The organism is Cognatazoarcus halotolerans, assembly GCF_009800965.1.
GTDB classification, from domain to species: domain Bacteria; phylum Pseudomonadota; class Gammaproteobacteria; order Burkholderiales; family Rhodocyclaceae; genus Cognatazoarcus; species Cognatazoarcus halotolerans.
Genome location: NZ_WUAF01000005.1, coordinates 165,943 through 190,651, shown reverse-complemented (window position 1 = coordinate 190,651; position 24,709 = coordinate 165,943). Strand labels below are relative to the sequence as shown.

The 24,709-nt window shown below is 60.8% G+C and carries 21 protein-coding genes; 8 read left to right on the top strand and 13 right to left on the bottom strand.

Features of this window, described 5'->3' with window-relative positions:
• Positions 1-11 precede the first annotated feature (11 nt).
• Positions 12-2,594: a [protein-PII] uridylyltransferase gene (locus tag GQB03_RS08695; RefSeq protein ID WP_159687522.1), complete on the top strand. Its 2,583-nt coding sequence runs from the start codon at positions 12-14 to the stop codon at positions 2,592-2,594.
• A gap of 36 nt (positions 2,595-2,630) precedes the next feature.
• Here GQB03_RS08695 and def read toward each other — a convergent pair whose 3' ends face one another.
• Together def and GQB03_RS08685 are read right to left on the bottom strand one after the other, a co-directional pair.
• Positions 2,631-3,164 (bottom strand): peptide deformylase, encoded by a 534-nt coding sequence (gene def, locus GQB03_RS08690; protein WP_159687519.1) that lies wholly within the window; start codon positions 3,162-3,164, stop codon positions 2,631-2,633.
• On the bottom strand, positions 3,161-3,898 hold the full coding sequence (locus tag GQB03_RS08685) for an S-methyl-5'-thioinosine phosphorylase (protein WP_159687516.1): 738 nt from the start codon (positions 3,896-3,898) through the stop codon (positions 3,161-3,163). The genes def and GQB03_RS08685 overlap by 4 nt, the downstream gene beginning before the upstream one ends.
• A gap of 123 nt (positions 3,899-4,021) precedes the next feature.
• Here GQB03_RS08685 and typA point away from each other — a divergent pair, with 123 nt between their 5' ends.
• A complete protein-coding gene (gene typA, locus GQB03_RS08680; RefSeq protein ID WP_159687514.1) occupies positions 4,022-5,833 on the top strand; it encodes a translational GTPase TypA in 1,812 nt (603 codons plus the stop codon).
• 75 nt (positions 5,834-5,908) lie between these two features.
• On the opposite strand, the gene galU is transcribed toward typA, so the two are convergent.
• The 4 genes from galU to smc are packed head-to-tail and all read right to left on the bottom strand — an operon-like array spanning position 5,909 to position 13,499.
• Positions 5,909-6,790, bottom strand: a complete 882-nt coding sequence (gene galU, locus GQB03_RS08675) for a UTP--glucose-1-phosphate uridylyltransferase GalU (protein WP_159687511.1) — start codon at positions 6,788-6,790, stop codon at positions 5,909-5,911.
• Positions 6,787-8,868, bottom strand: coding sequence for an NAD-dependent DNA ligase LigA (ligA, locus tag GQB03_RS08670; protein ID WP_159687508.1), 2,082 nt, complete (start codon positions 8,866-8,868; stop codon positions 6,787-6,789). The genes galU and ligA overlap by 4 nt, the downstream gene beginning before the upstream one ends.
• A complete protein-coding gene (locus tag GQB03_RS08665) occupies positions 8,865-9,935 on the bottom strand; it encodes a cell division protein ZipA C-terminal FtsZ-binding domain-containing protein (protein ID WP_235026993.1) in 1,071 nt (356 codons plus the stop codon). Before GQB03_RS08665 ends, ligA begins: the two co-directional genes overlap by 4 nt.
• A gap of 36 nt (positions 9,936-9,971) precedes the next feature.
• Positions 9,972-13,499: a chromosome segregation protein SMC gene (smc, locus tag GQB03_RS08660; RefSeq protein ID WP_235026992.1), complete on the bottom strand. Its 3,528-nt coding sequence runs from the start codon at positions 13,497-13,499 to the stop codon at positions 9,972-9,974.
• 170 nt (positions 13,500-13,669) lie between these two features.
• Between smc and dapC the strand changes: the two genes are divergently transcribed.
• The 6 genes from dapC to GQB03_RS08630 all read left to right on the top strand — a co-directional run bounded on the left by dapC (position 13,670) and on the right by GQB03_RS08630 (position 19,699).
• Positions 13,670-14,863, top strand: coding sequence for a succinyldiaminopimelate transaminase (dapC, locus tag GQB03_RS08655; protein ID WP_159687499.1), 1,194 nt, complete (start codon positions 13,670-13,672; stop codon positions 14,861-14,863).
• Positions 14,864-14,877: 14 nt separating this feature from the next.
• Positions 14,878-15,696: a 2,3,4,5-tetrahydropyridine-2,6-dicarboxylate N-succinyltransferase gene (gene dapD / locus GQB03_RS08650; protein WP_159687497.1), complete on the top strand. Its 819-nt coding sequence runs from the start codon at positions 14,878-14,880 to the stop codon at positions 15,694-15,696.
• Positions 15,697-15,764: 68 nt separating this feature from the next.
• Positions 15,765-16,949: a PilT/PilU family type 4a pilus ATPase gene (locus GQB03_RS08645; protein ID WP_159687494.1), complete on the top strand. Its 1,185-nt coding sequence runs from the start codon at positions 15,765-15,767 to the stop codon at positions 16,947-16,949.
• 21 nt (positions 16,950-16,970) lie between these two features.
• Positions 16,971-18,140 carry a succinyl-diaminopimelate desuccinylase gene (gene dapE, locus GQB03_RS08640; protein ID WP_159687491.1) on the top strand — a complete coding sequence of 390 codons (1,170 nt, stop codon included), beginning with the start codon at positions 16,971-16,973 and terminating at the stop codon, positions 18,138-18,140.
• A 7-nt stretch (positions 18,141-18,147) separates the two neighbouring features.
• A complete protein-coding gene (gene prmB / locus GQB03_RS08635) occupies positions 18,148-19,092 on the top strand; it encodes a 50S ribosomal protein L3 N(5)-glutamine methyltransferase (RefSeq protein WP_159687488.1) in 945 nt (314 codons plus the stop codon).
• A gap of 154 nt (positions 19,093-19,246) precedes the next feature.
• Positions 19,247-19,699, top strand: coding sequence for a response regulator (locus GQB03_RS08630; RefSeq protein WP_159687486.1), 453 nt, complete (start codon positions 19,247-19,249; stop codon positions 19,697-19,699).
• A gap of 55 nt (positions 19,700-19,754) precedes the next feature.
• Here the strand turns inward: GQB03_RS08630 and iscX are convergent, their stop codons facing one another.
• From iscX to GQB03_RS08595, 7 genes are read right to left on the bottom strand one after another with little or no spacing between them, the layout of a single operon-like run.
• Positions 19,755-19,949 (bottom strand): Fe-S cluster assembly protein IscX, encoded by a 195-nt coding sequence (gene iscX, locus GQB03_RS08625; RefSeq protein ID WP_159687483.1) that lies wholly within the window; start codon positions 19,947-19,949, stop codon positions 19,755-19,757.
• Entirely contained in the window at positions 19,949-20,290 is a 342-nt protein-coding gene (gene fdx / locus GQB03_RS08620) for an ISC system 2Fe-2S type ferredoxin (protein WP_159687481.1), read from the bottom strand. The genes iscX and fdx overlap by 1 nt, the downstream gene beginning before the upstream one ends.
• Positions 20,291-20,296: 6 nt before the next feature.
• Positions 20,297-22,162 (bottom strand): Fe-S protein assembly chaperone HscA, encoded by a 1,866-nt coding sequence (gene hscA, locus GQB03_RS08615; RefSeq protein ID WP_159687478.1) that lies wholly within the window; start codon positions 22,160-22,162, stop codon positions 20,297-20,299.
• On the bottom strand, positions 22,162-22,695 hold the full coding sequence (gene hscB / locus GQB03_RS08610) for a Fe-S protein assembly co-chaperone HscB (protein WP_159687475.1): 534 nt from the start codon (positions 22,693-22,695) through the stop codon (positions 22,162-22,164). The genes hscA and hscB overlap by 1 nt, the downstream gene beginning before the upstream one ends.
• A gap of 28 nt (positions 22,696-22,723) precedes the next feature.
• Positions 22,724-23,047 carry an iron-sulfur cluster assembly protein IscA gene (gene iscA, locus GQB03_RS08605; protein WP_159687472.1) on the bottom strand — a complete coding sequence of 108 codons (324 nt, stop codon included), beginning with the start codon at positions 23,045-23,047 and terminating at the stop codon, positions 22,724-22,726.
• Positions 23,048-23,058: 11 nt separating this feature from the next.
• Positions 23,059-23,442, bottom strand: coding sequence for a Fe-S cluster assembly scaffold IscU (gene iscU, locus GQB03_RS08600; RefSeq protein ID WP_159687471.1), 384 nt, complete (start codon positions 23,440-23,442; stop codon positions 23,059-23,061).
• 19 nt (positions 23,443-23,461) lie between these two features.
• Positions 23,462-24,673 (bottom strand): IscS subfamily cysteine desulfurase, encoded by a 1,212-nt coding sequence (locus tag GQB03_RS08595; protein WP_159687468.1) that lies wholly within the window; start codon positions 24,671-24,673, stop codon positions 23,462-23,464.
• Between the last annotated feature and the right edge of the window lie 36 nt (positions 24,674-24,709).

Sequence of the window (24,709 nt, the reverse complement as noted above, 5' to 3'; positions counted from 1 at the left end):
GGATGAACGAGATGTCCGCTCCCGGCCTCGATGCGAAAATTGCATCAAGCGTTGCGACATGTCGCGAAACCCTCAACAAGGGCTTCGAAAGGCTCGTCCACGCCTATCATGAAAAGCCCTTGACGGGGCCGATGCTCAAGGGCCGCGCCGAACTCGTGGACGGCGTGCTCCAAACGCTGTGGCAGTCTTTCGGGATGCCCGCATCGGCGGTTCTGATGGCCGCCGGCGGTTACGGTCGCAACGAGCTATACCCTCACTCGGACGTCGATATTCTCATTCTGCTCCCCGAAGAGGAGGATCTGGAGCTCAGAGGCAAGATCAGCGGACTGATCACCGCGCTGTGGGACATCGGCCTGGAAATCGGCCACAGCGTGCGCACGGTGGAGGAATGCATCGAAGAGTCGGCACAAGACATCACCGTGCAGACGAACATGCTCGAATCTCGCCGCCTCGCGGGCCCTGTCGCGTTGTACGACCACTTTCGTTCGGTCCTTCTCGCCAATCTGTCGGTTCCCCGTTTCTTCAAAGCGAAACGTGCGGAGCAGGAACAGCGCTACGCCCGCTACGAAGACACCCCTTATTCGCTCGAGCCCAACAGCAAGGAAAGCCCGGGTGGACTACGCGACCTGCAGATGCTTGTCTGGATCAGCATTGCAGCGGGGCTTGGCCACGGCTGGCGGGAATTGGTCCGGCACAAGTTGATCAACCCGGGAGAAGCACGCGAGCTCCGGGAGGTCGAACGTTTTCTTCAGCATGTGCGGATTCGCCTGCATCTGCTCGCCGGCAGGAGGGAAGATCGGCTGCTGTTCGACTACCAGGAGTCACTTGCCGCCGCACTCGGATACAGCGCTCAGGCGGGCAAGCGCGCATCCGAAGTATTCATGCAGCAGTACTACATCAACGCCAAAAAGGTTACACAACTCAATACGGTACTGCTGCTCAATTTCGCCGAAGAATTCCTTGATGACCGCCAACTTCCGGCGGTCGTGATCGACGATGATTTCCAGGCGGTAAGGGAGCTTCTGGACATCCGCCACGACCGGGTCTTCGCCGAGAACCCCTCTTCCCTCCTGCGCTGCTTCCTCGTCATGCAGCAACGCTCCGAGCTGAAGGGCATGACCGCGCGCACACTGCGCGCGCTTTGGCAAAACCGCAATCGAATCAATGCTGAGTTCAGGGCGAACCCGGAGAATCGGGCTCTCTTCGTTGAGCTCCTGCAACAACGCCGGGGTATCGTCTCTGAATTCCGGCGAATGAATCAGTACGGGATCCTGAGCCGCTATCTTCCCCCCTGGAACAAGATTCTCTGCCAGATGCAGCATGATCTGTTCCATGTATACACGGTCGACCAGCACTCCCTGATGGTGCTGCGAAACCTGCGACGCTTCACCATGGCGGAGCATGCGCACGAATATCCCTTGATGACCCGGCTGATGTTCGGGATGGACCGCCACTGGCTGCTCTATGTCGCCGCGCTCTTTCACGACATTGCCAAGGGGCGTGGCGGCGACCACTCGCGCCTCGGCATGATCGATGCCCAGCAGTTCTGCGTGAACCACGAGTTTGACCGGGAGGATTCTGACCTCGTGGTATGGCTCGTTGGCCAGCATCTGACAATGTCACATGTCGCCCAGAAGCAGGACATCGGCGACCCTGAGGTGATCAGCCGTTTTGCCGCAGTCGTGGTTGATGAACGTCACCTCACTGCGCTCTATCTGCTGTCCCACGCCGATATCAGGGGCACCAGCCCCAAGGTCTGGAACGGCTGGAAGGCAAAACTGCTGGAAGACCTTTTCCATGCGACCCGCCGACTGCTGCGTGGCGCCACGCCGCAGCAGGCACTGGGAGTGGACGACCGGGTCGACGAAGCGCGCCGTCAGCTGCGTTACCACGGTCTCCGGGCAGACATCGAGAAACCGTTCTGGAAGAACCTCGATCAGCTCTACTTCCTTCGCCACTCGCCCGATGAAATAGCATGGCATACGCGCCAACTCTATCATCGCCCCGATCCACCCGCCCCCGTCGTGAAAGCACGTCTGGTCGAAAGCGGCGACGCGATTCAGGTCATGGTGTACACCCCAGACGTGCCCGATCTCTTCAAGCGGATCTGTGGCAGCATCGCGCGGCTCGGGTTCACGATTCTCGACGCAAAGATCCATACCACCCGGCACGGTTACGCACTCGACAGCTTCATGGTGCAGAACCCGGAGGATGCCACTCACTATCGTGACGTGATCAGCCTGATCGAGCACGAACTGGCCGACCGACTCGTCAATCCGCGCGGCACCGAGCGACCGTCCGCAGGCCGCCTTTCACGCAAGCTACGCCACTTTCCGATCACGCCACGAGTCGACATCCGGGCGGACGAGGGCGGGCGCAACTTCATCATTTCAATATCGGCGGTCGATCGCCCCTATCTTCTGTACGACGTCGCGGAATTGCTTGGAGCGCACGGCATTTCCCTTCATTCGGCGAAGATCGCCACTTTGGGCGAACGGGTCGAGGATACGTTCCTGGTCTCGGGTGGGGGCCTATCGACCGATTCGATCGTGCTGAAAGTGAAGCAGCAATTGCAAGAAAAGCTGCAGCTTTAAATACATCGGGCGGGTCTCCAGACCGACCCTCCCGACTCAAGCGCGCGCGACTGTCAGGCCCGCGCTCTGGATCTCTTCACAGAAACCGAAACGGGCGAGGTCCCCCATGCGCATTGGATACAGCACACCATCGAGGTGATCGCATTCGTGCTGTACCACGCGGGCATGAAATCCGTCCACGGTACGGTCGATCAAACCACCCTCCGGATCACGGCCGGAATAACGGACGCGTTGGTAGCGCGGCACTTCGCCGCGCAACCCCGGAAGCGAAAGGCACCCTTCCCAGCCAAGGGTGAGTTCGTCGTCGAGCGGTTCGATACAGGGATTTACCAATACCGTGAATGGCACCGGCTCGGCATTCGGATAGCGCTCATTCGACGTGAAACCAAAAATCACGACACGCAGATCGATACCGATCTGCGGTGCAGCCAGACCAGCACCGTCGAGCGCCTGCATCGTATCGATCATGTCTTCGATAAGGGCATGCAGCGCGGGGGTGTCAAAGTCGACCACTGCACGTGCGGGGCGCATCAACTTCGGATTTCCCGCACGGAGAACCTGTCTGATCATGCGCCGCAGAACCCCCCGAGCACGCGCCTCACCCGCACCATTGATTCATGCAGCACGGCTTCGATCTGCTCGAAACTTATTGCTTTCTCGCTGCTGCCCCTGCCGGCAGCATGGTTTGCGACAACGTTGATCGCCGCATAGGCGATTCCAAGCTCCCGTGCGAGCGCCGCTTCCGGCATCGCGGTCATGCCGACCACATCACCACCGTCACGCTCGATGCGGTTGATTTCGGCCGCGGTCTCCAGCCGCGGACCTTGGGTCGTCGCGTAGACGCCGCCGTCGTGAACTTGAACCCCTGCAGTGTTGGCGGCGGCGAGTAGGCGGATCCGTAACGAGGCGTCGAAGGGCTCGGTGAAATCGACGTGCTTGACCAGCTCTTCGGCACCTTCGAAATAGGTGCTCTTGCGCCCCCACGTATAGTCGATGATCTGGTCCGGAAGGAGTAATACGCCCGGACCGAGATCTGCACGAATACCGCCGACCGATGCCACCGCTACGATGCTGTCTACCCCTGCGTGTTTTAGCGCCCACAGGTTCGCAGCGTAATTCACCCGATGCGGAGCGATTGTGTGGCCATATCCATGGCGGGCCAGAAACACGACCGACATTCCGCACAGTTGGCCAAACGTAAGCGCCCCCGAGGGCTCCCCGTAGGGGGTGCGTACAACCTCTCGGTGGGTAATGGTCAGGTTGTCCAGTTCGGTAAGACCGCTACCGCCGATCACTGCAAGCATTCGAACGCCCCCTTGAATCAGGCGGGGATATTATCACGCGTTGCCAGCCGATCATCGAAGCTTGCGCCTGCGGCACCGCACAACATGCTAGTATCTGCGGTTTTTCAAGCACTTCCCGACCCCATGTCCCGCCAAATCCGAAACATCGCCATCATCGCGCACGTCGACCATGGCAAAACCACGCTGGTTGACCAACTGCTGCGCCAATCCGGCACCTTCCGCGAGAACCAGCAGGTAACCGAGCGCGTGATGGATTCAAACGATCTCGAGAAAGAGCGCGGGATCACCATCCTCTCAAAGAACTGCGCCATCGACTACAAAGGGACCCACATCAATATCGTGGACACCCCGGGGCATGCCGATTTCGGTGGCGAGGTCGAGCGGGTCCTGTCCATGGTCGATGGGGTCCTGTTGCTGGTTGACGCGGTGGAAGGCCCGATGCCGCAGACCCGCTTCGTGACCCGCAAGGCGCTGGCGCTCGGCCTCAAGCCGATTGTCGTGATCAACAAGATCGATCGCCCCGGCTCCCGCCCCGACTGGGTGATCAACCATACCTTCGACCTCTTCGACAAACTCGGAGCCACCGACGAACAGCTCGATTTTCCGGTCGTCTATGCATCCGCACTGAACGGCTTTGCGATGCTCGAAGCCGACAAGCCCGGTACCGACATGGGGCCGCTTTACGAAGCGGTCCTCAAGCATGTACCGCAGCCGGAAGTGGACTCGGACGGCCCGCTGAAAGTCCAGGTCTGCTCGCTCGATTACTCAACCTACATCGGCCAGCTCGGTATCGGTCGTATCACCCGCGGTCGCATCAGGCCCAACCAGGAAGTGGTGGTGATGTACGGTGACGAGAACCGTGGCAAATCCAAGGTCAGCCAGGTCCTGACCTTCAAGGGTCTGGAACGCTCGGCTGCCGATTCGGCCGAGGCCGGTGACATCGTGTTGATCGCCGGTATCGACCAGGTCGGCATCGGGGTGACGATCTGCGATCCCGAGCGTCCCGAAGGCATGAAGCCGATCGCCGTGGATGAGCCGACACTGACGATGAACTTCATGGTCAATACCTCACCGCTCGCCGGTCGTGAAGGCAAGTTCGTCACCAGCCGCCAGATCCGGGAACGCCTCGAAAAGGAGTTGCTCAAGAACGTCGCGTTACGGGTTAACTACACGGGCGATTCAGACGTTTTCGAAGTGTCCGGTCGTGGCGAACTCCATCTCACCATCCTCATCGAGAACATGCGCCGGGAAGGCTTCGAACTCGCAGTCGGTCGTCCGCGGGTCGTCTTCAAGGAAATCGACGGTGTCAAGTGCGAGCCGTACGAAATGCTCACCGTGGACGTCGAGGAAGATCATCAGGGCGGCGTCATGGAAGAACTGGGGCGTCGTCGTGGCGAGCTGCAAGACATGCAGTCTGACGGCAAGGGGCGCAGCCGCCTCGAATATCGGATTCCGGCGCGAGGTCTGATCGGCTTTCAGGGCGAATTCCTGACGCTGACGCGCGGTACCGGTCTTGCCAGTCACGTTTTCGATGATTACGGCCCGATGGCCGGCCAGATGGCCGAGCGCCGCAACGGTGTCCTGATCTCCCAGGATGACGGCGCGGCCGTGGCTTATGCCCTGTGGAAGCTGCAGGACCGCGGCCGCATGTTCGTGAACCCGGGAGATGCCCTGTACGAAGGCATGGTGATCGGCATTCACACCCGTGACAATGATCTGGTAGTGAATCCGATCAAGGGCAAGCAGCTCACCAACGTCAGGGCCTCGGGCACCGACGAAGCGGTTCGCCTGGTGCCGCCGATCCAGCTCACGCTGGAGTCGGCCATCGAATTCATCGCGGATGACGAGCTGGTCGAGATCACGCCAAAAAGCATTCGACTGCGCAAGCGCTATCTCAAGGAGCACGAGCGCAAGCGGGCGGCGCGCGCCGAATAAGGGAAGCTCGGAAAGAAGAAGGGAGCTCGTTGCGCAGCAGCGCCGAGCTCCCTTCTCTTTTATGGTGCGGCCGGTTCAAATCCGGCCATGGCGGGCGGACAGATATGCCTCAAACTCCGCACCGGTTTCCGGATGGCGCAACCCCAGTTCGACCGTCGCCTTGAGGTAGCCGAGCTTGGATCCGCAATCGTATCGCGTACCCTTGAACTGATAGGACAATACCGCTTCTTCCTGGAGAAGTGAGGCGATCGCATCGGTAAGCTGCAGTTCGCCGCCGGCACCAGGCTTGAGATTCCGCAGGTGGTCGAATATCCGGCCGGTCAATATGTAACGACCGACCACGGCAAGTGTCGAGGGTGCCGCAGCTGGGTCGGGCTTCTCGACGATCGCGGTAACCCGGCGTACGTCGCCTTCGTTTCGCTCGCTGCTCACGATGCCGTACTGCCTCGTCTCTTCGCGAGGCACCTCCATGACGCCAAGTACGGAGCAGCGATTGTAGTTATAGACGTCGACCATCTGTTTCATGACCGACCCCGCCCCCTCACCGTCGAGCAGGTCGTCGGCAAGGAGCACTGCGAACGGATCGTCACCAATGACAGATGCTGCGCACAGTACCGCATGACCAAGGCCAAGAGCCTCCGACTGGCGAATGTAGATGCAGTTCACGCCGCTTGGCACCGTATCCCTGACGATCTGCAGAAGCGCATGCTTGCCACGCGCCTCCAGTTCGGTCTCAAGTTCGTAGGCTTTGTCGAAGTGATCCTCGATTGCGCGCTTGGAGCGCCCGGTGATGAACACCAGGTCGGTCACACCTGCCGCCACCGCCTCTTCCACGGCATACTGGATCAGCGGTTTGTCGACGATCGGCATCATTTCCTTCGGACTCGCCTTGGTCGCCGGAAGAAACCGGCTGCCCATGCCTGCAACCGGAAACACCGCCTTGGTCACTTTCTTCATTCGTCCATCCCTGACTGTGTTTGTTGTGCCGTCGACACAGCTGCAACGTCGAGCAGCGCGAGTAGCCCCGCTTCATCGAGAATGGTCAGCCCGAGTTGTTGCGCCTTTTCGAGTTTGGATCCCGCCTCGGCGCCGGCCACCACGAAATCGGTCTTCTTTGACACCGATCCGGAGACTTTCCCGCCGGCAGCTTCGATCAGCGCCTTGGCCTGCTCGCGGGCGAGGCTCGGCAAGGTTCCCGTAAGGACAACCGTACGCCCTGCAAACGGACCCGAGGGTAGTGCAAGCGGCGGTCCCTCCGGCCAATGCACACCCGCGGCACGAAGCTGCTCAACCACCTCGACATTGTGGGGCTCGGCAAAGAACTGGCGGATGCAGTCGGCCACCACTGGCCCGACATCGGCTACCTGCATGAGTGCTTCCCGATCAGCCTCGATCAGCCTGTCGAGCTCACCGAAATGCCGGGCCAGGTCCTTTGCGGTCGTTTCACCGACATTGCGGATCCCCAGCGCATATATGAAGCGAGCGAGCGTAGTCTCCCGGCTTGCTTCGATTGCGGCAAGGAGCTTGTTGGCGGACTTGTCACCCATTCGCTCGAGATTCGCCAGTGCCAACACCCCGAGTTTGTAAAGATCGGCCGGTGTCTTGACGATCGCTCCGTCGACAAGTTGGTCTACCACCTTGTCCCCCAGCCCCTCGATATCGAGCGCGCGTCGCCCGGCAAAATGCAGCAAGGCCTGCTTGCGCTGCGCCGGACAGAACAAGCCGCCTGTACAGCGCGCAACCGCCTCGTCCTCGCCGCGCACAACATGCGAACCACACTTCGGACAGGTAGGATAACTTTCGAGCAGATTGAATCGGGGCAGATCCTGTTCGCGCCGCGCCAGCACCGGCCCCACGATCTCCGGGATCACGTCGCCCGCGCGGCGCACGATCACCCAGTCTCCGATCCGCACATCCTTGCGATCGATCTCCCCCTGGTTGTGCAGCGTCGCATTGGTGACCGTGACCCCGCCGACAAACACCGGCTCGAGTCGAGCAACTGGCGTGAGCGCGCCAGTACGCCCAACCTGCACGTCGATACCGGTCAGCCGCGTGATCTCTTCCTGGGCCGGATACTTGTGGGCCACGGCCCAGCGCGGCTCACGGCTAACGAACCCGAGCTGATCCTGCAGGGCGAGCGAATTGACCTTGTATACGACGCCGTCGATATCGTAGGGAAGCGTGTCGCGCAGGGCTTCAATTTCCGCATGAAAAGCGATCAGCGCCTCCGCGCCGAGCGCCACCCTGCGATGGCTGCACACCGGAAAGCCGAAAGCCTCGAGGGCGTCGAGCACTTCGCTGTGGCGCGGGGGCACGATCCAGTCGCCGCGGTCTCCCAGCCCATAGGCAAAAAAAGACAGTGGGCGACGCGCGGCAATCGCCGGGTCGAGCTGGCGTACTGCACCCGCGGCGGTATTGCGCGGATTGACGAAACTCTTCTCACCGGCTTCCCGCTGCGCCAGGTTCAAGCTTTCGAAATCATCGCGGCGCATGTAGATTTCCCCGCGCACTTCGAGCACAGCCGGAGCCACACCGTTCAGGCGCAGTGGAACCTGACGAATCGTCCGGACGTTGTGGGTGACGTCCTCGCCAGTTTCTCCGTCTCCCCTGGTCGCGGCGCGAACAAGCACCCCCTTTTCGTATCGCAGGCTGATGGCAAGACCGTCGAACTTGAGTTCGGCAGCATACTCAACCGGGCCGTCCTCCGCCGCCAGGCCAAGCCCCTTGCGAACCCGGTTATCGAACGCACGCGCACCCTGTTCGCTCTTGTCGGTCTCGGTGTAGATCGAGAGCATCGGCACTTCGTGCCGCACTGCCGCAAGTTCGGGGCGTGGCGCCCCACCCACCCGTTGGGTCGGTGAATCTTCGGTCTGCAGCTCCGGATACGCTGCTTCAAGCCGCCGCAGTGCCTCGAACAGCCGATCGTACTCGGCATCGGGCACCGTCGGATCATCGAGTACATAGTAGGCATGCTCGTGGCGGGTGAGCTCGGCACGCAGCGCGGCCACCTTTTCCGCCGCTTCAGCCGGGCTCATGCCGAGAACAGGCGTCGGGCGAGTTCGCCACCGGCCGGGATTCCGCTCTCGGCCATACGTTGCTGAAACTGCTCGATCTGTCCGCGCACCAACCGTGCCTGTGTCTCGCCAAACGCGGTTCGATTGTCATCAACTACCTCTCCACGCAGCGCTTCGGCTATCTTGCGCGCCGAAACGAGCATGCGGTCGAAAGTCTGCGGGCCGAATGGTGTACGGGGAACGTCGAGAAGCAGCGTAACGCCACGCGTCTGCAGATCCTTGAGTTCCGACGCAACAAAGGCCGAAGCTTCCAGATTCGTCATGGTGAACATCGTGTCGCCATCGGGATCTTCGGCGTGGTAGGCACCATCCTCACGGAGCAGCCAACCTTGCGCCTCGGCAAGCCCGCGCAACTTGGTCCCCGGGAAGGGCTCCTCGCCGGCAACGACATTGAGTCCGATCTGGATATCGACACCCGCGCAGAAGGCGTCCAGCTCCGCGGCCCGGGTAAGCGTCTCGACACGCGCCGGCATACTTGCCGGCACAGACATGAACTCGTCGGAAATCTTTTGCACCCCATCGAGAAAGCGGTCGAGATCGGCAGCCGCGATCGGCCCGCGCCGATCCACAAGCTGCATGACCGCCGCGAACCAGTGATGGCTGCCTGCTGAATGGCTGTCGAGCGGAAGCCACTGGTTGCGCTCGTCGTCAAAACCAAACCAGCGCAACGGTTTGGCGATGCTCCCGAGATGCCGGCCCTGGGCCTCCCAGAGTCTTGCCGCCGGAAGCGGTTCGATGCACTCGATACGCACCATACAATCAGCAGGCGACGCCAATTGATCGGTATCGAGCGGCAGGTTCCGTGGCCCGGCTGATTCGCTGACTGCGCGGAGCTCGCGCAATTCGGTCGCGTCGGGCTGGGAATCGTCTTCCCGCGCATGACGCTCACCGAGCCCCGGCTCGAGCAGCACGTCCGGATGTTCCGAACGAAAGGCCTTTTCGGCCTGCCGTCTGTGACGGCCCTCTTGCCACTTGTTGTAAAGCACCACGCCGATCACACCGGCTACACCGGCGCCGATAAGGCTCATCTGCAACTCACTGATTGCCATTGTCTTCCTTTGTACCTATGCAGCAACCGGCTCCGCAAGCCGCATTGCCTCGTCGATATCGACTTCGACCACTCGTGAAACGCCCTGCTCCTGCATGGTCACCCCAACCAGTTGTTGGGCTATCTCCATGGTGATCTTGCTGTGACTGATGAAAATGAACTGGGTCTGCAGGGACATGCGCTTGACCATCGATCCGTAGCGTTCGGTGTTGGTATCGTCCAGAGGTGCATCAACCTCGTCAAGCATGCAGAACGGGGCCGGATTCAGCTGGAACATGGAGAATACCAGCGCGATCGCGGTCAGCGCTTTCTCGCCGCCGGACAACAGATGGATGCTGCTGTTTTTCTTGCCGGGCGGCTGCGCAACGATCTGCACGCCGGCATCCAGGATCTCGTCGCCGGTCAGCACAAGTTTGGCCTCCCCCCCTCCGAACAGCTGAGGGAAGAGACTGCCAAACTGGCGATTAACCGTGTCATAGGTTTCCTGTAGCTGCTCCCGGGTCTCGCGATCGATACGACGGATTGCATCCTCGAGCGTCTCGATCGCCTGCATCAGATCGTCGTATTGCGCGTCGAGGTAGCCCTTGCGCTCCTCGGCAGATTTCAGTTCGTCGAGGGCCGCGAGATTGACCGGGCCGAGTTCGGCGATTTCCCGCGAAAGGCGCGCGACCTCCCGCTGCAGGCTGGTTTCCTTCAACTCGGACGTGACCAGCGGCGTCAGCACTGTCTCATCGGCCGCAGCCTCATCGAGGCGCTCCTGGAACTGCGCCTGAGCGAGTTCCGCCGCTTGCTGCTTGAGCCTGAGATCGGCGACCCGCTCGCGCATCGGTACCACTGCCTGCTCGGTCCGCAGCCGCAGCGCCTCCTGCTCCTTGAGATGCTCGGCAGCCACCGCCAGTGCATCGCGCCGGGCAGCCAGCGCCAATTCGCGCGTCTCACGCAATCCAAGTGCCTGCTGCAACGCCTCGTGACTCGCGCGATCGTCGCTGGCCTCAAGCTCGGCCTGACGGGCAAGGGACTCCTCGCGCAGCTTCAGCACCTGCTCTTCCGCAAGCGTCCGGTTGCGCGCAATGTCTTCCAGCTTGCCAACGCATTCGCGCTCTGAAAAACCGGCTTCCTGCGACTCGCGTGCGAGGGCGCTCTCCACGGAGCGCGCCTCGCGAAGCCGTTGCTCGCTCTCTCGCGCAAGTTCCAGCGCCGCATCGAGGTGCCCGCGCTGAAGCTCGCCGAGTTCGGCACATCGCTCGAGTTCGAGCTCGGCCCGTGCGAGCAGTTCGCGCTCGGCCTCCTCGCTGCGCTGAAGGTCGGCGAGGTCGTGGTCAAGCTGGCTTCGCCGTTCGCTTGCGCGCTGCAATGCCTGACCGAGCTTGAGCACCTCAACCTGCTCGCCGTGGAGCTCCTGCTGGCGGGCCTGCTGCTCGCGACGCAATTCGGCAAGCTGCTCCTGAATCAGCGTGGCTGCGCGTTCAGCCTCGGCCACGCGCTCGTGGGCCTGCTCCGCGGCAAGGCTACGCTCGTCGAGCCCCTCCGACAGCGCTTCGATCTCGCGCTGCCGCTCCATGACGCCGTGTGTGCGTGCATCCGGCGCGAACTGGGTCAGCGTATCCCTCGTCAGCAACTGGCCCTTGCGCGACACCACCAGGACACCGTGTCCGAGGTTTCCTCGCCCGGGCAGCCACGCTGCGATTTCATCGACCGCCGCTACGCCGCACAACCACTGACCGATCGATCCCGCCAATGACGCATCTTCTGCACGGACGAAATCCGATAGCGGGCGTGCGCCGGCCGGCAACTGCACTTCCGAGCCTGTCTCTCCCGCGGTATCCAGGATGAACGCAAACGAGGCAGGCGCCGGATCTTCGAGTGCGTCGAGCAGCGCCTGCAGATCATCGGTCCGCACGGCTGCAAGCCGCTCGCGCAGCACCGCTTCGACCGCCAGCTCCCAGCCCGGCTCCACCGACAGGCTGCGCCACAGCGGCGCCAAGGCATCGAGCCCGTGACGCTTGAGCCACTCCCCGAGCTGCCCCTGATTGTGAACCCGATTCTGCAACTGAACCAGCGCATCCCGCCTGGCGCGCAGCTCGGTAGCCTCACGCTGCAGCCCACGCTCCTCATCGACTGCCTGCTTGAGCGTCTGCTGCGCAAGCGGAAAGGCCGACTGGAGATCGTGCTGCCGCGTGGCCAGGGTCTCGACCAGCTCCTCGACGGAGGCAAGTCGCGCCTCGCGTTCGGCCAGTTGCGCCGGATCGGGCCCATTGATCGAAACCGCCTCCTGCTCGAGACGTGCCCGACGGGCTGAAAACGCCTCCAGAGAGCGTCGCGCGCTGCTGCAGCGTGTCTCCTCCACACGCTGCTGCTGCTCGGTCTGCGCCAGCTCGCGCCGCGCCGAGGCAGCATTGGACTCGGCCGAGCGGAGCGCCTCTTCCAGTTCCGGCAATCGCCCCGCGGCCTCCTCGTGGCGGGCCTCTGCCTGGGCCATGCGAATACCCGCGTGCTCCTGCAGGTCCGCCCAGCGCTCGGCCTCCTCGCGCAGATGAGCCCCACGCGAGGCCCAGTGCGCCTGTTCGGTTTCAAGCTGGGCGAGCCGTGCCTCAAGCCGCTTTCGCGTCTCCTGCAGGTGTTGGCGCTCGGCCTCGAGCCTGCTGACTTCCGCGGCGACCGAGAAAAGATCGCTCTGCGCGACATGTACGGTTTCAGATGCGGCGAAGTGTCCCTCGCGCGCCAGCTCAACCGCTTGCTCGAGCTCGTGCAGACGGGCGCTATCGCTTTCGATCTGGCGGGTCGCCTGATTGAGCGCTTCAGAGATCCGCTCGCGCTCGTCACGCGCTTCATTGCGCTTGATCAGCCACAGCAGGTTCTGTCGCTCGGTGTGGGCTGCCTGAAGGGTCCGATAACGCTCGGCGATCTCGGCCTGTCCCTCGAGGTGTCCGATCCGATCGCCAAGTTCTGCACGGATATCATCGAGTCGCGCCAGATTGTCCCGCGCGTCCGAAAGCCGGCCCTCGGTTTCCCTTCTTCTTTCCCGATACTTGGTGACCCCCGCGGCCTCCTCGAGAAAGTGGCGAATTTCCTCGGGTTTCGCCTCGATGATGCGCGAAATCATGCCTTGCTCGATGATCGCGTACGCACGTGGCCCGAGGCCCGTACCAAGAAACAGATCGATCACGTCCTTGCGGCGAACATGGACATTGTTGATGTAATAGGTCGACTCGCCACTACGGTCCAGAACCCGCTTTACCGCAATCTCGGCATACTGCGACCATTGCCCCGCAGCCTTTCCCTCTGCATTCTCAAACACCAGTTCGACGCTTGCTCGCGACACCGGCTTTCGCGTCGTCGATCCGTTGAAAATGACATCCTGCATCGACTCACCGCGCAAGGCCGAAGCTCGGGTTTCCCCCAACACCCAGCGCACCGCATCGATGATGTTCGATTTTCCGCAACCATTCGGACCGACAACGCCGACCAGGTTACCAGGCGTAAGCACCGTGGTTGGATCGACAAAGGTCTTGAATCCCGCGAGTTTGAGTTTTGCTAGGCGCACGGTCGTCGGTTCGGGGCGATCTTGGCTCTCGTGGGTTTCTCCCGGCCATGCCGCTTGCACGCATTTTCCGGGGGCTCGGGACGCCATCCGGGCGCCTTCCAATAGCCCGCTATGATAGCATTTTTGCCCTGCACGCCAGCCGTGCCGACCTGCTCGTCAGAGGACCAGCCGTGAACCCCGATCTGCAAAAGCTCCACCCCTACCCATTCGAAAAACTCCGAGCACTGTTTCAGGGCCTTACTCCGGCAACAGATCTGACCCCGATCCGCCTTTCGATCGGAGAGCCGAGACATCCAACGCCCGAATTGATCTCGTCCGCGCTCGCCGAAAACCTGGCGGGCCTCGCCGTCTACCCTACGACGCTAGGGAGTGAGGCGCTGCGCGAGTCGATCGCGGCGTGGCTCACGCGACGTTTCGGCCTCGCAACTATCGATCCAGCCAGCCAGATCATCCCGGTCAACGGCTCACGCGAAGCCTTGTTCGCCATCGCGCAGTGCGTGGTTGACCGCAGTCAGCCCAACCCGCTGGTGGTAAGCCCAAACCCCTTCTATCAGATCTACGAAGGCGCGGCCTACCTTGCCGGTGCCCGCCCTCTGTTCCTGAATCAGTTGCCCGAGCAAGGTTTCAGCAGCGATTTTGCGTCGATTCCCGTAAGCACCTGGAAAGACATCCAACTGGTCTACGTCTGCTCTCCGGGCAACCCCACGGGCAAGGTCCTCAATCTCGAGGAATGGCGCATGCTCTTCGAATTGTCGGATCAGCATGGCTTCGTGATCGCGGCCGACGAGTGTTATTCGGAGATCTACTTCGACGAGGATCACCCGCCGCTTGGCGCGCTCGAGGCCTGCCATCGGCTGGGTCGTACCGATTTCCGCAACGTAGTGATGTTCTCGAGCCTGTCCAAGCGTTCCAACGTGCCCGGCATGCGTTCCGGCTTCGTGGCGGGCGACTCCGGCATTCTGGGCCGCTTTCTGCTTTACCGCACCTATCACGGCTGCGCCATGAGTCCCGCCGTACAGGCCGCGTCGATCGCGGCCTGGAACGACGAGGCCCACGTCGCCGAAAACCGCAGGCTTTACCGCGAGAAGTTCGACTTGGTGGCACCGATGCTCGACCCCCACATGGGTATCGAGTTGCCGGACGCCGGCTTTTATCTGTGGGCCCGCACACCGATTCCGGACACCGACTTCGCCCGCAGGCTGCAGGGTGAATATAATGTGACGGTTTTGCCCGGGAGCTACCTGGGACGTGAAGAAGCGGGCATCAACCCAGGCGCCGGCTTCGTTCGGATCGCACTTGTCGCCGAAACCTCCGAATGCCTCGAAGCGGCCCGCCGCATCCAGGAATTCTGTCAAAAACTCTGATAACGGGACCCCCCATGCAAGATATCCAGAAAATCATCGATGAGGCCTTTGAGAACCGTGCAAGCCTCTCCCCCACCCATGCCCCTGCACAGATTCGCGAAGCCGTAGCCGAAGTCATCGCCGGGCTCGACGCCGGACGTCTGCGCGTCGCAGAGAAGCGTGACGGTACCTGGATCACCAACCAGTGGATCAAGAAGGCCGTGCTGATTTCCTTCCGCCTCCAGGACAATCAGCTGATGTCCGGTGGTTCCACCAACTACTTCGACAAGGTCGCGACCAAGTTCGGTGACTACACCAGCGAGCAGTTCCAGCAAGGCGGTTTCCGCGTGGTTCCGCCGGCTGTCGCCCGCAAGGGCAGCTTCATCGGCAAGAATGTCGTGCTCATGCCTTCCTATGTAAACATTGGTGCCTACGTCGACGAAGGCACCATGGTCGACACATGGGCCACCGTCGGCTCCTGTGCCCAGATCGGCAAGAATGTGCACCTATCGGGTGGCGTCGGCATCGGTGGCGTACTGGAACCGGTCCAGGCCGGCCCGGTGATCATCGAAGACAACTGTTTCATCGGCGCACGCTCGGAAGTCGTCGAAGGCGTCGTGATCGAGGAAAACTCAGTTATTTCCATGGGCGTGTATATCGGACAGAGCACCAAGATCTACGACCGTGAAACCGGTGAGGTCCACTATGGTCGCGTGCCGGCAGGTTCGGTCGTGGTGTCCGGCAACCTGCCATCGCCCGACGGGAAGTACAGCCTTTACTGCGCGGTCATCGTCAAGAAGGTCGATGCCAAAACACGTGCAAAGACCGGCATCAACGAATTGCTTCGCACCTGACTCACAAATTGCCCAGGGCGGCCTGACATCCGCCCCGGCATTTCCACCGCCAGCCCGGACCGCCGAACATGATCTTCGACAAACTGTTCCAGCTGATGGCCGAAAAGCAGGCCTCCGATCTGTTCATCAGCGCCGGCGCACCGATTCACATCAAGATCCAGGGCACCACGCTGCCGATCAACCAGCAGGTCATGGAACCCGCGATGATCCAGCGAATGGGCTACGAGCTCATGAATCCGGAGCAGATCCGGCTGTTCGAGAGCACCAAGGAGATGAACCTCTCGTTCGGGCGTCGAGATCTGGGCAATTTCCGGGTGAACCTGTTCTGGCAACGAAACAGCGTCGCCATCGTGGTGCGTTTCATCCAGGGAGACATTCCTGCGCTGGACTCCCTGGGGCTACCCGCTCCCCTGGCGGATATCGTCATGGAGAAGAGAGGGCTGATCCTGGTGGTGGGGGCCACCGGTTCCGGCAAATCAACCACGATCGCCTCGATGATTGATCATCGTAACGGCAACCGGACCGGACACATCCTGACGGTCGAAGACCCGATCGAATATCTCTTCCGCCACAAAAAATCGGTCATCAACCAGCGCGAGATCGGGATGGACACCCACGGGTGGCACGAGGCGCTGCGCAATGCGATGCGACAGGCACCCGATTGCATCGTCATCGGAGAAATCCGCGATCGCGAAACAATGCAGGCCGCACTTGCCTACGCGCAAACCGGCCACCTCTGCCTCGCGACACTGCACGCCAACAACGCCTATCACGCGCTGAACCGCATCGTAAACTTCTTTCCCCTCGAGAATCGACCGCTGCTCTATCTCGACCTCGCGGTGGCCCTGCGCAGCATCATTTCCCAACGCCTTGTACGCAAACCGGACGGCCAACGTGCCCCGACGGTCGAGATTCTGATGAACACCCGGCACGTTGCGGAACTCGTCGAACGCGGAGAACTCAACGCCATCAAGGAGGCAATGGAGCAAAGCCTGGCTCCGGGCTCGCAAACCTTTGAGCAGGACCTTTTCCGCCTCTATCGGGAGGGCACGATTACGCTCGACGAAGCGCTCGCCAATTCCGACTCGCCGACCAACCTCTCCTGGCTCATCAACAATTCCCAGATCACGTCCTCGTCTGCACCCCATGAAGATCGGCGAAAAACGTCACCGATCGTTGATTTCGAGTCGACCCAGCCAGACGGCGCTTCATTCAGGGAGTTCACCCTCCACATGGACGAGCAGGACCGCTGACCCGACACCTCCGGAACTGAAATGTCACTTTCTCCACCCAGGGACCGCGCTCATGACGCGAACCCGACTCTCACACTCGCCCGGGCACTCATCACTCGCCGGTCGGTGACACCGAACGATGCCGGCTGTCTCGATCTGATCGCCACGAGGCTTGCTCCACTCGGTTTCTCCCTAGAGCGCATGGATCATGGCGAAACCTGCAATCTTTGGGCGCGCCGTGGATCCGGGAGCCCCGTTTTCTGCTTTGCCGGACACACCGACGTGGTGCCCACGGGACCGCTTGATCAATGGCATTCGGATCCATTCGAACCCGTCGAACGTGACGGGCTGATGTACGGTCGCGGTGCGGCGGACATGAAAACCTCGCTGGCGGCGTTCGTGACCGCGATAGAAGCCTTCCTCGCGGAACATCCCGACCACCGAGGTTCGATCGCCCTGCTTCTGACTTCGGACGAGGAAGGCGACGCACGGGATGGCACGATCAAGGTCGTCGAGACCCTCGCCTCGCGCGATGAGCGGCTGGACTACTGTGTGGTTGGCGAGCCCACATCCGTCAGCCGGCTCGGCGACATGATCAAGAACGGGCGCCGTGGCAGCCTCTCTGGCAGGCTGACGGTCCGCGGCGTTCAGGGTCATATCGCCTATCCGCACCTCGCCCGCAATCCGATCCACGTTCTGGCGCCAGCCCTGGCCGAGCTGACCGCTACGCGCTGGGACGAAGGCAACGAATATTTCCCTCCCACGAGCTGGCAAGTTTCGAATATTCATGCTGGCACGGGAGCGAGCAACGTGATTCCCGGCTCAGTCGAGTTGATGTTCAATTTCCGTTTCGCTCCGGTACACACGGTCGACAGCCTGAAGCAGAAGGTTCAAGAGGTTCTGGACCGACATGGGGTGGAATACGATCTTGTCTGGAATCTCTCCGGGAACCCGTTCATCACGCCACGCGGTACGCTTGTCAATGCGGTTTCGGAAGCTATTCGCGGCGTCACCGCAATCGATCCCGAGCTTTCCACGACCGGCGGCACATCGGACGGCCGCTTCATCGCAGCGATCTGCAATGAGGTCGTCGAGTTCGGTCCGGTAAACGCGTCGATACACAAGATCGATGAGCACGTGGCCCTCGACGCTGTCGAGCCGCTCGCCGCGATCTATCAAGCCACACTCCAAAATCTATTAAGGGCGGACTAAGCGCAGCATGAGCCACGAGCACGACACCAGCGGTGACGACGACCATCATGAACACGAAGCCGGCCCGCTCGCCGAACTCGTAACCTTGCGGGACTGGCTTCGCTTTGCCGTCACCCGTTTCAATCGCGCCGGTATTTTCTGCGGCCACGGCCTCATCGACAGCTACGACGAGGCCGCCTACCTCCTTCTTCATACCCTGTCACTTCCGATAGATCGCCTCGAGCCCTTTCTTGACGCCTGCATCACCACCGAAGAGCGCGAAGCACTGCTTTCAATCGTAGAGCGACGCGCGGACGAACGGACCCCGGCCGCGTACCTGACGGGCGAAGCCTGGCTTGGCGATTTCCGCTTCAGGGTCGATCCCCGGGTCATCATTCCGCGCTCCTATTTTGCGGAGTTGCTGGAGAACGGTTTCGCCCCATGGATCGACGATCCGGACTCAGTCGGCAGCGTGCTCGACATGTGCACAGGATCGGGATGTCTTGCCATCATCATGGCCCATGTCTTTCCCTCGGCCCGGGTCACCGCAATCGACCTCTCCGTCGATGCGCTCGAAATCGCCACCGAGAACGTGGCGGATTATCGGCTAGAAGATCAGATCGAACTCGTCGAAAGCGACCTTTTCGATGCGATCCCGAATCAACGGTTCGACCTGATCATCAGCAACCCCCCTTACGTGACTGCCGATGCAATGGCTGCACTGCCGGAAGAATATCGGCACGAACCATCGATGGCGCTTGGTGCGGGCGAGGACGGTCTCGACGTGGTACGCAGGCTGATCGCACAAGCACCGGTCCACCTGACGCCAGGAGGCGTGCTGGCTGTCGAGGTCGGTCACAACCGGCATTACGTGGAAGCAGCGTTCCCGGACCTCGAACTGACGTGGCTCTCAACCCGGGACGGAGATGACCGGATTTTTCTCGTGACCCGTGAGCAACTTGTGGGTTCGTGATGCAGTGTTCGGCCGCCTGTGTGCGGAAGTACCCGTTGACGCATTCAAGCCCGTGAGAAAATTACCGCTAATGTTCTATTGGCGCGATCGGTAGCGGACTGGTCGGCGTGATAGCAACGCGACACGGTGGGTGCCGCGAAGATGGAGACCCTAAATGCCTCACGAACGGCCGATCTTGTTGGTCGAGGACAATCCCGACGACGAAGCCCTCACCCTGAGGGCTTTCAGCAAGAACAAGATCACTAATCCAGTAGTCGTGGCGCGAGACGGTGTCGAAGCCCTGGATTACCTGTTCTGCACGGGTGGATTCGCTGACCGGGACCCCGCTTCGATGCCCGCCGTGATCCTGCTTGACCTGAAACTTCCCAGAATTGATGGACTGGAGGTACTCCGCAGGATCCGTGCCTCAGAGAAGACTGCACTGCTCCCCGTGGTTGTGCTGACCACATCGAAAGAGCACCAGGATATCAGCGAGGCGTACCGACTCGGGGCCAACAGCTATATCCGCAAACCTGTTGATTTCGAGCGATTCATCCATGCGGTAGGTCAGCTTGGACTGTACTGGCTGTCGCTCAACGAACCTGCCGAGCCCACATCCGGGAGCTGACGCATAGTCGATCAGGTTCCGGCGCCGGACTCAAGCCTGTCGGGCGCATGGCGCATTATTCGCTCTCATCAATCCAGGCCTGCTGGATTCCCTCCAGAATCCGCTCACCACACCGTGCCGGGTCATCATCGAACTCGGGCAACGCCATTACCCAGTTCATCAGATCGACAAAATTCACCCGCATCGGATCGACATCCGGATGCGCATCGGCAAGCTGAATGGCGATTTCCTGCACTTCTGTCCATTTCATCAATGCTTGCCCTCGCTGACCATGTTGATTGTGTACTTAGGTATTTCGACGACCAACGGAACACCGGAAACCTTAGCCTGGCAGGATAGCCTCGAGTACGGTTCCAATCCCCAGGCCTTGTCGAGCAGGTCCTCTTCCAGTTCGTCTGCCTCACCGAGCGAATCGAACCCCTCCCGCACAATCACGTGACAAGTCGTGCAGGCGCAGGATTTTTCACACGCATGCTCAATGTCGATTCCGTTAGCAAGAAGGCTGTCGCAGATCGATGTTCCGGGCTGGGCCTCGAACAAGGCACCTTCCGGACATAGTTCTTCATGTGGTAATACGATAATCTGCGTCATCCGCACTCAAACCTCAAGCTGATCGATTTTCTGTCCGGCCAGCGCCGAACGAATTCCCTTGTTCATTCGCGCCGCAGCGAAATCTTCGGTGGCGCGCGAGAGTGAACCGACTGCCTGCTTCAACTCATCGAGCGAGCCGTCTTTCACGAGCCGCGCAAGTTCAGTTACCGCACGCTCGATCCGTCCCGTCGCCGCGTGATCAAGCAACTCACCATCGGCAGCGAGCGCTTGCTCCGTGGCTTCCAGAAGACGTTCCGCTTCGACCTGCTGCTCGCGCAACGCCCGGCGTTTCATATCGTCCGAAGCATGCTCGAAACCCGACTTGAGCATTTCTGCGACCTCCTGGTCACTCAAGCCATAAGAGGGCTTGACGATGACACTGGCCTCCACGCCCGAAGAAAGCTCTCGCGCAGAGACCGACAGCAAGCCATCCGCATCGACCTGGAAGGTCACGCGGATTCGCGCGGCACCCGCCACCATCGGCGGGATTCCGCGCAACTCGAAGCGCGCCAGCGAACGGCAGTCGCTGACCAGTTCCCGCTCGCCCTGCAACACGTGAAAGGCCATGGCGGTCTGGCCATCCTTGAAAGTGGTGAACTCCTGCCCACGCGCGACCGGTATCGTGGAATTGCGCAGAATGACCTTTTCGACAAGCCCTCCCATGGTCTCCAGGCCAAGAGACAGCGGAATGACGTCGAGGAGAAGCCAGTCGTCCGCGGACCGGTTCCCTGCGAGCACGTTGGCCTGCATCGCGGCGCCCAGTGCCACCACCTTGTCGGGGTCGAGATTGGTCAGCGGTTCCTGGCCGAAATATTCGCCCACCGCCCGCTGTACTTGCGGCATGCGGGTTGCACCGCCAACCATCACGACGCCCTTTATGTCCTCGGGTTTCAGCTCGGCATCGCGCAGCGCCTTGCGTACTGGTGCCAGCGTCTTGGAGACAAGTGGCCGGGTAATCTGATCAAACTCCGCCCGGCTTATCGTGAGATCGACCTGCTCGCCACTTGAAAGCTTCGCCACGATGGGGGCCTCATCATAGCGCGAGAGGACCTCTTTTGCCTCACGGGCTTTCATCAGCAACCGCCTTACGTCCTCATCACACGGCGGTGCGATGTGAGCACGATCGATCACCCAGCAATACAGACGCTGATCGAAATCGTCGCCGCCGAGTGCCGCATCCCCGCTGGTTGAAAGCACCTCGAAAACACCACGGGTGAGCTTCAGAATGGAAATATCGAAAGTTCCGCCGCCGAGATCGTAAACCGCATAAACACCTTCGGAAGCGTTTTCCAGACCGTAGGCAATCGCCGCTGCAGTCGGTTCGTTGAGCAGGCGCAGAACGTTGAGCCCGGCCAGTTCGGCAGCGTCCTTGGTGGCCTGACGCTGGGCATCGTCAAAATATGCCGGAACCGTAATCACAGCCCCGGTCAGCGCGCCACCCAGACTGGCATCTGCTCGCAAACGCAGTGCGCGCAGGATCTCTGCCGAGATCTCCACCGGGCTCTTTGTGCCCTGCACCGTTCGCAGTCGTACCATGCCTGGCGCATCGACGAAATCGTAGGGCATCGACTCGACGTGAGCCACATCTCCCACGCCCCGCCCCATGAAACGCTTCACCGAGACAATCGTATTGCGCGGATCGCGGGTCTGTGCGGCCTGCGCCCGAGAGCCGATCTCGACACTGCCATCGGCAAGATAGCGAACCACCGACGGAAGCATCGCCGAGCCGGTTTCGTCATTCAGGCAGACCGCAATGCTGTTGCGGACGGTCGCAACCAGAGAATTGGTGGTACCGAGGTCGATGCCCACTGCCAGGCGATGCTGGTGAGGTTGGGTCGACATCCCGGGTTCCGAGATTTGAAGCAGAGCCATCAGGGGTCCAGTGCCTCGAGGGCATCGTCTATTTCGTTTTCAAGCTTTCCGATGAACATGAGCCTGCGCACTGTCTCTGCAGCCGCCTGCAGATCGCCACCGTCGGAGAGTTGCCCTGCGAGAACACCATGAATCTCCGACGTCTGTATTCGCAAGCGCCGCAAGAGATCATCGAGCGCATCTGCGTCGCTGGCATCACGCGCCTCTTCGACCGCCTCGCGCCATTCCATCTGCTCCATCAGGAAAGCGGGCGACATGGCGGTGTTCGTCTCGAGGCCAGCATCGACACCACGCAGTTCCAGAAGGTATTGAGCACGCGTCAGCGGCTTGCGGAGCGTACGATACGCCTCATTCACCCGGGTCGCCCATTGCATCGACAGGCGCTTTTCGGCGTCAGACAGATGCGCGAAGCGATCCGGGTGCACCTCGGACTGCAACTCGAGATACGCGTGCTCGAGCCGCGCCTGATCGATCGAATAGCCCGTCTCGAGACCGAACAACGTGAAGAAATCGTGCTGAAGATCTACCGGCATGCCCGTCTCCGGTCCGAACGAACCATTCTCAGACGTTGAAGCTTTCGCCGCAGCCGCAAGCATCCTTCACGTTCGGGTTGTTGAACTGGAAACCCTCGTTCAAACCTTCGCGCACGAAATCGAGCTCGGTACCATCAAGGTAAGGCAGACTCTTGGGGTCGACGAGCACCTTCACGCCATGACTCTCGAACACCAGATCCTCGTCCAGTGCTTCGTCTGCAAACTCGAGCTTGTAGGCCATGCCGGAGCATCCCGAGGTCCTTACGCCAAGGCGGATGCCCACGCCCTTGCCGCGCTTGCTGATGAAATTCGACACGTGCTTTGCAGCACGCTCGCTGAGAGTGACAGCCATCGTCCTATCCTTTAATCCGTGTGCTTCTTCTTGTAGTCGGCTACTGCCGCCTTGATCGCGTCTTCCGCAAGGATGGAGCAATGGATCTTCACCGGCGGAAGCGCAAGCTCTTCGGCAATCTGGGTATTCTTGATATCCAGGGCCTGGTCAACCGTCTTGCCCTTGACCCATTCGGTCACCAGCGAGCTCGATGCGATGGCGGAACCACACCCGTAGGTCTTGAATTTGGCGTCTTCGATGACGCCGTCCTTGCCGACCTTGATCTGCAGCTTCATGACGTCCCCACAGGCAGGCGCGCCAACCATGCCCGTACCCACGCCTTCTTCTTCCTTGCCGAAACCGCCCACGTTGCGGGGATTCTCGTAGTGGTCCAAGACCTTTTCGCTATAAGCCATTTTCTTCTCCTGCTCGAAATCAGTGGGCAGCCCACTGCACCGTATTCAGATCAACGCCTTCCTGAACCATTTCCCAAAGCGGCGAAAGCTCGCGCAGCTTGTCGATTTTCCGGCGCAGCAGATCAATTGTGTAGTCGATTTCTTCCTCGGTAGTAAACCGCCCGATCGAGAAACGGATGGAGCTGTGCGCGAGCTCGTCATTTCGCCCCAAGGCGCGCAGCACATAGGATGGCTCAAGCGAAGCCGAAGTACATGCCGAACCAGACGATACAGCCACATCCTTGATTGCCATGATCAGGGACTCGCCCTCGACGTAGGCGAAGGAAATGTTGAGGTTGTGGGGCACACGCCGCTCAACGTCGCCATTCACATACACCGCCTCCATATCCTTGAAGCCGTCGGCGAGGCGGTCCCGCAGTTGGCGAACCCGCTCGTTCTCGGCAGCCATTTCTTCACGCGCAAGACGGAAGGCCTCCCCCATGCCGACGATCTGGTGAGTTGCCAGTGTTCCGGAACGCAGACCACGTTCGTGGCCGCCGCCATGCATCTGCGCCTCGAGCCGCACACGCGGTTTCCGGCGGACGTAAAGTGCACCAATCCCCTTGGGGCCATATGTCTTGTGGGCCGAAAAAGACATCAAATCAACTTTCAGCTTCTGCAGATCGATCTCCACCTTGCCGGTTGCCTGGGCTGCGTCGACGTGAAAGACAACGCCGCGCTCACGGCAGATCTCACCGATCTCGGATATCGGCTGAATCACGCCAATTTCGTTATTCACAAACATGATCGAAACGACAACCGTATCTGGCCGAATCGCGGCTTTCAGAGCATCAAGGTCGACCAGTCCGTCCTCCTTCACATCAAGGTAGGTGGCATCGAAACCCTGCCGTTCAAGCTCGCGTACAGTGTCCAGAACCGCCTTGTGCTCGGTCTTGAGGGTAATCACGTGCTTGCCCTTGCCCTTGTAAAAATGGGCTGCACCCTTGATCGCCAGATTGTTCGATTCGGTTGCCCCCGAAGTCCAGATGATTTCCTTCGGGTCGGCATTCACGAGCGCAGCCACTTCGGCCCGCGCCTCTTCCACCGCCTTCTCCGCCTCCCAGCCGTACGCGTGGCTGCGCGAGGCGGGGTTTCCGAAATGCTCGCACAGGTAGGGGATCATCTTTTCTGCCACGCGCGGATCGACCGGAGTCGTCGCCGAGTAGTCAAGATAAATCGGGAACTTCAACATCTGCATTCTCCGTCGCTAATTCTTCGTTCGATTCGA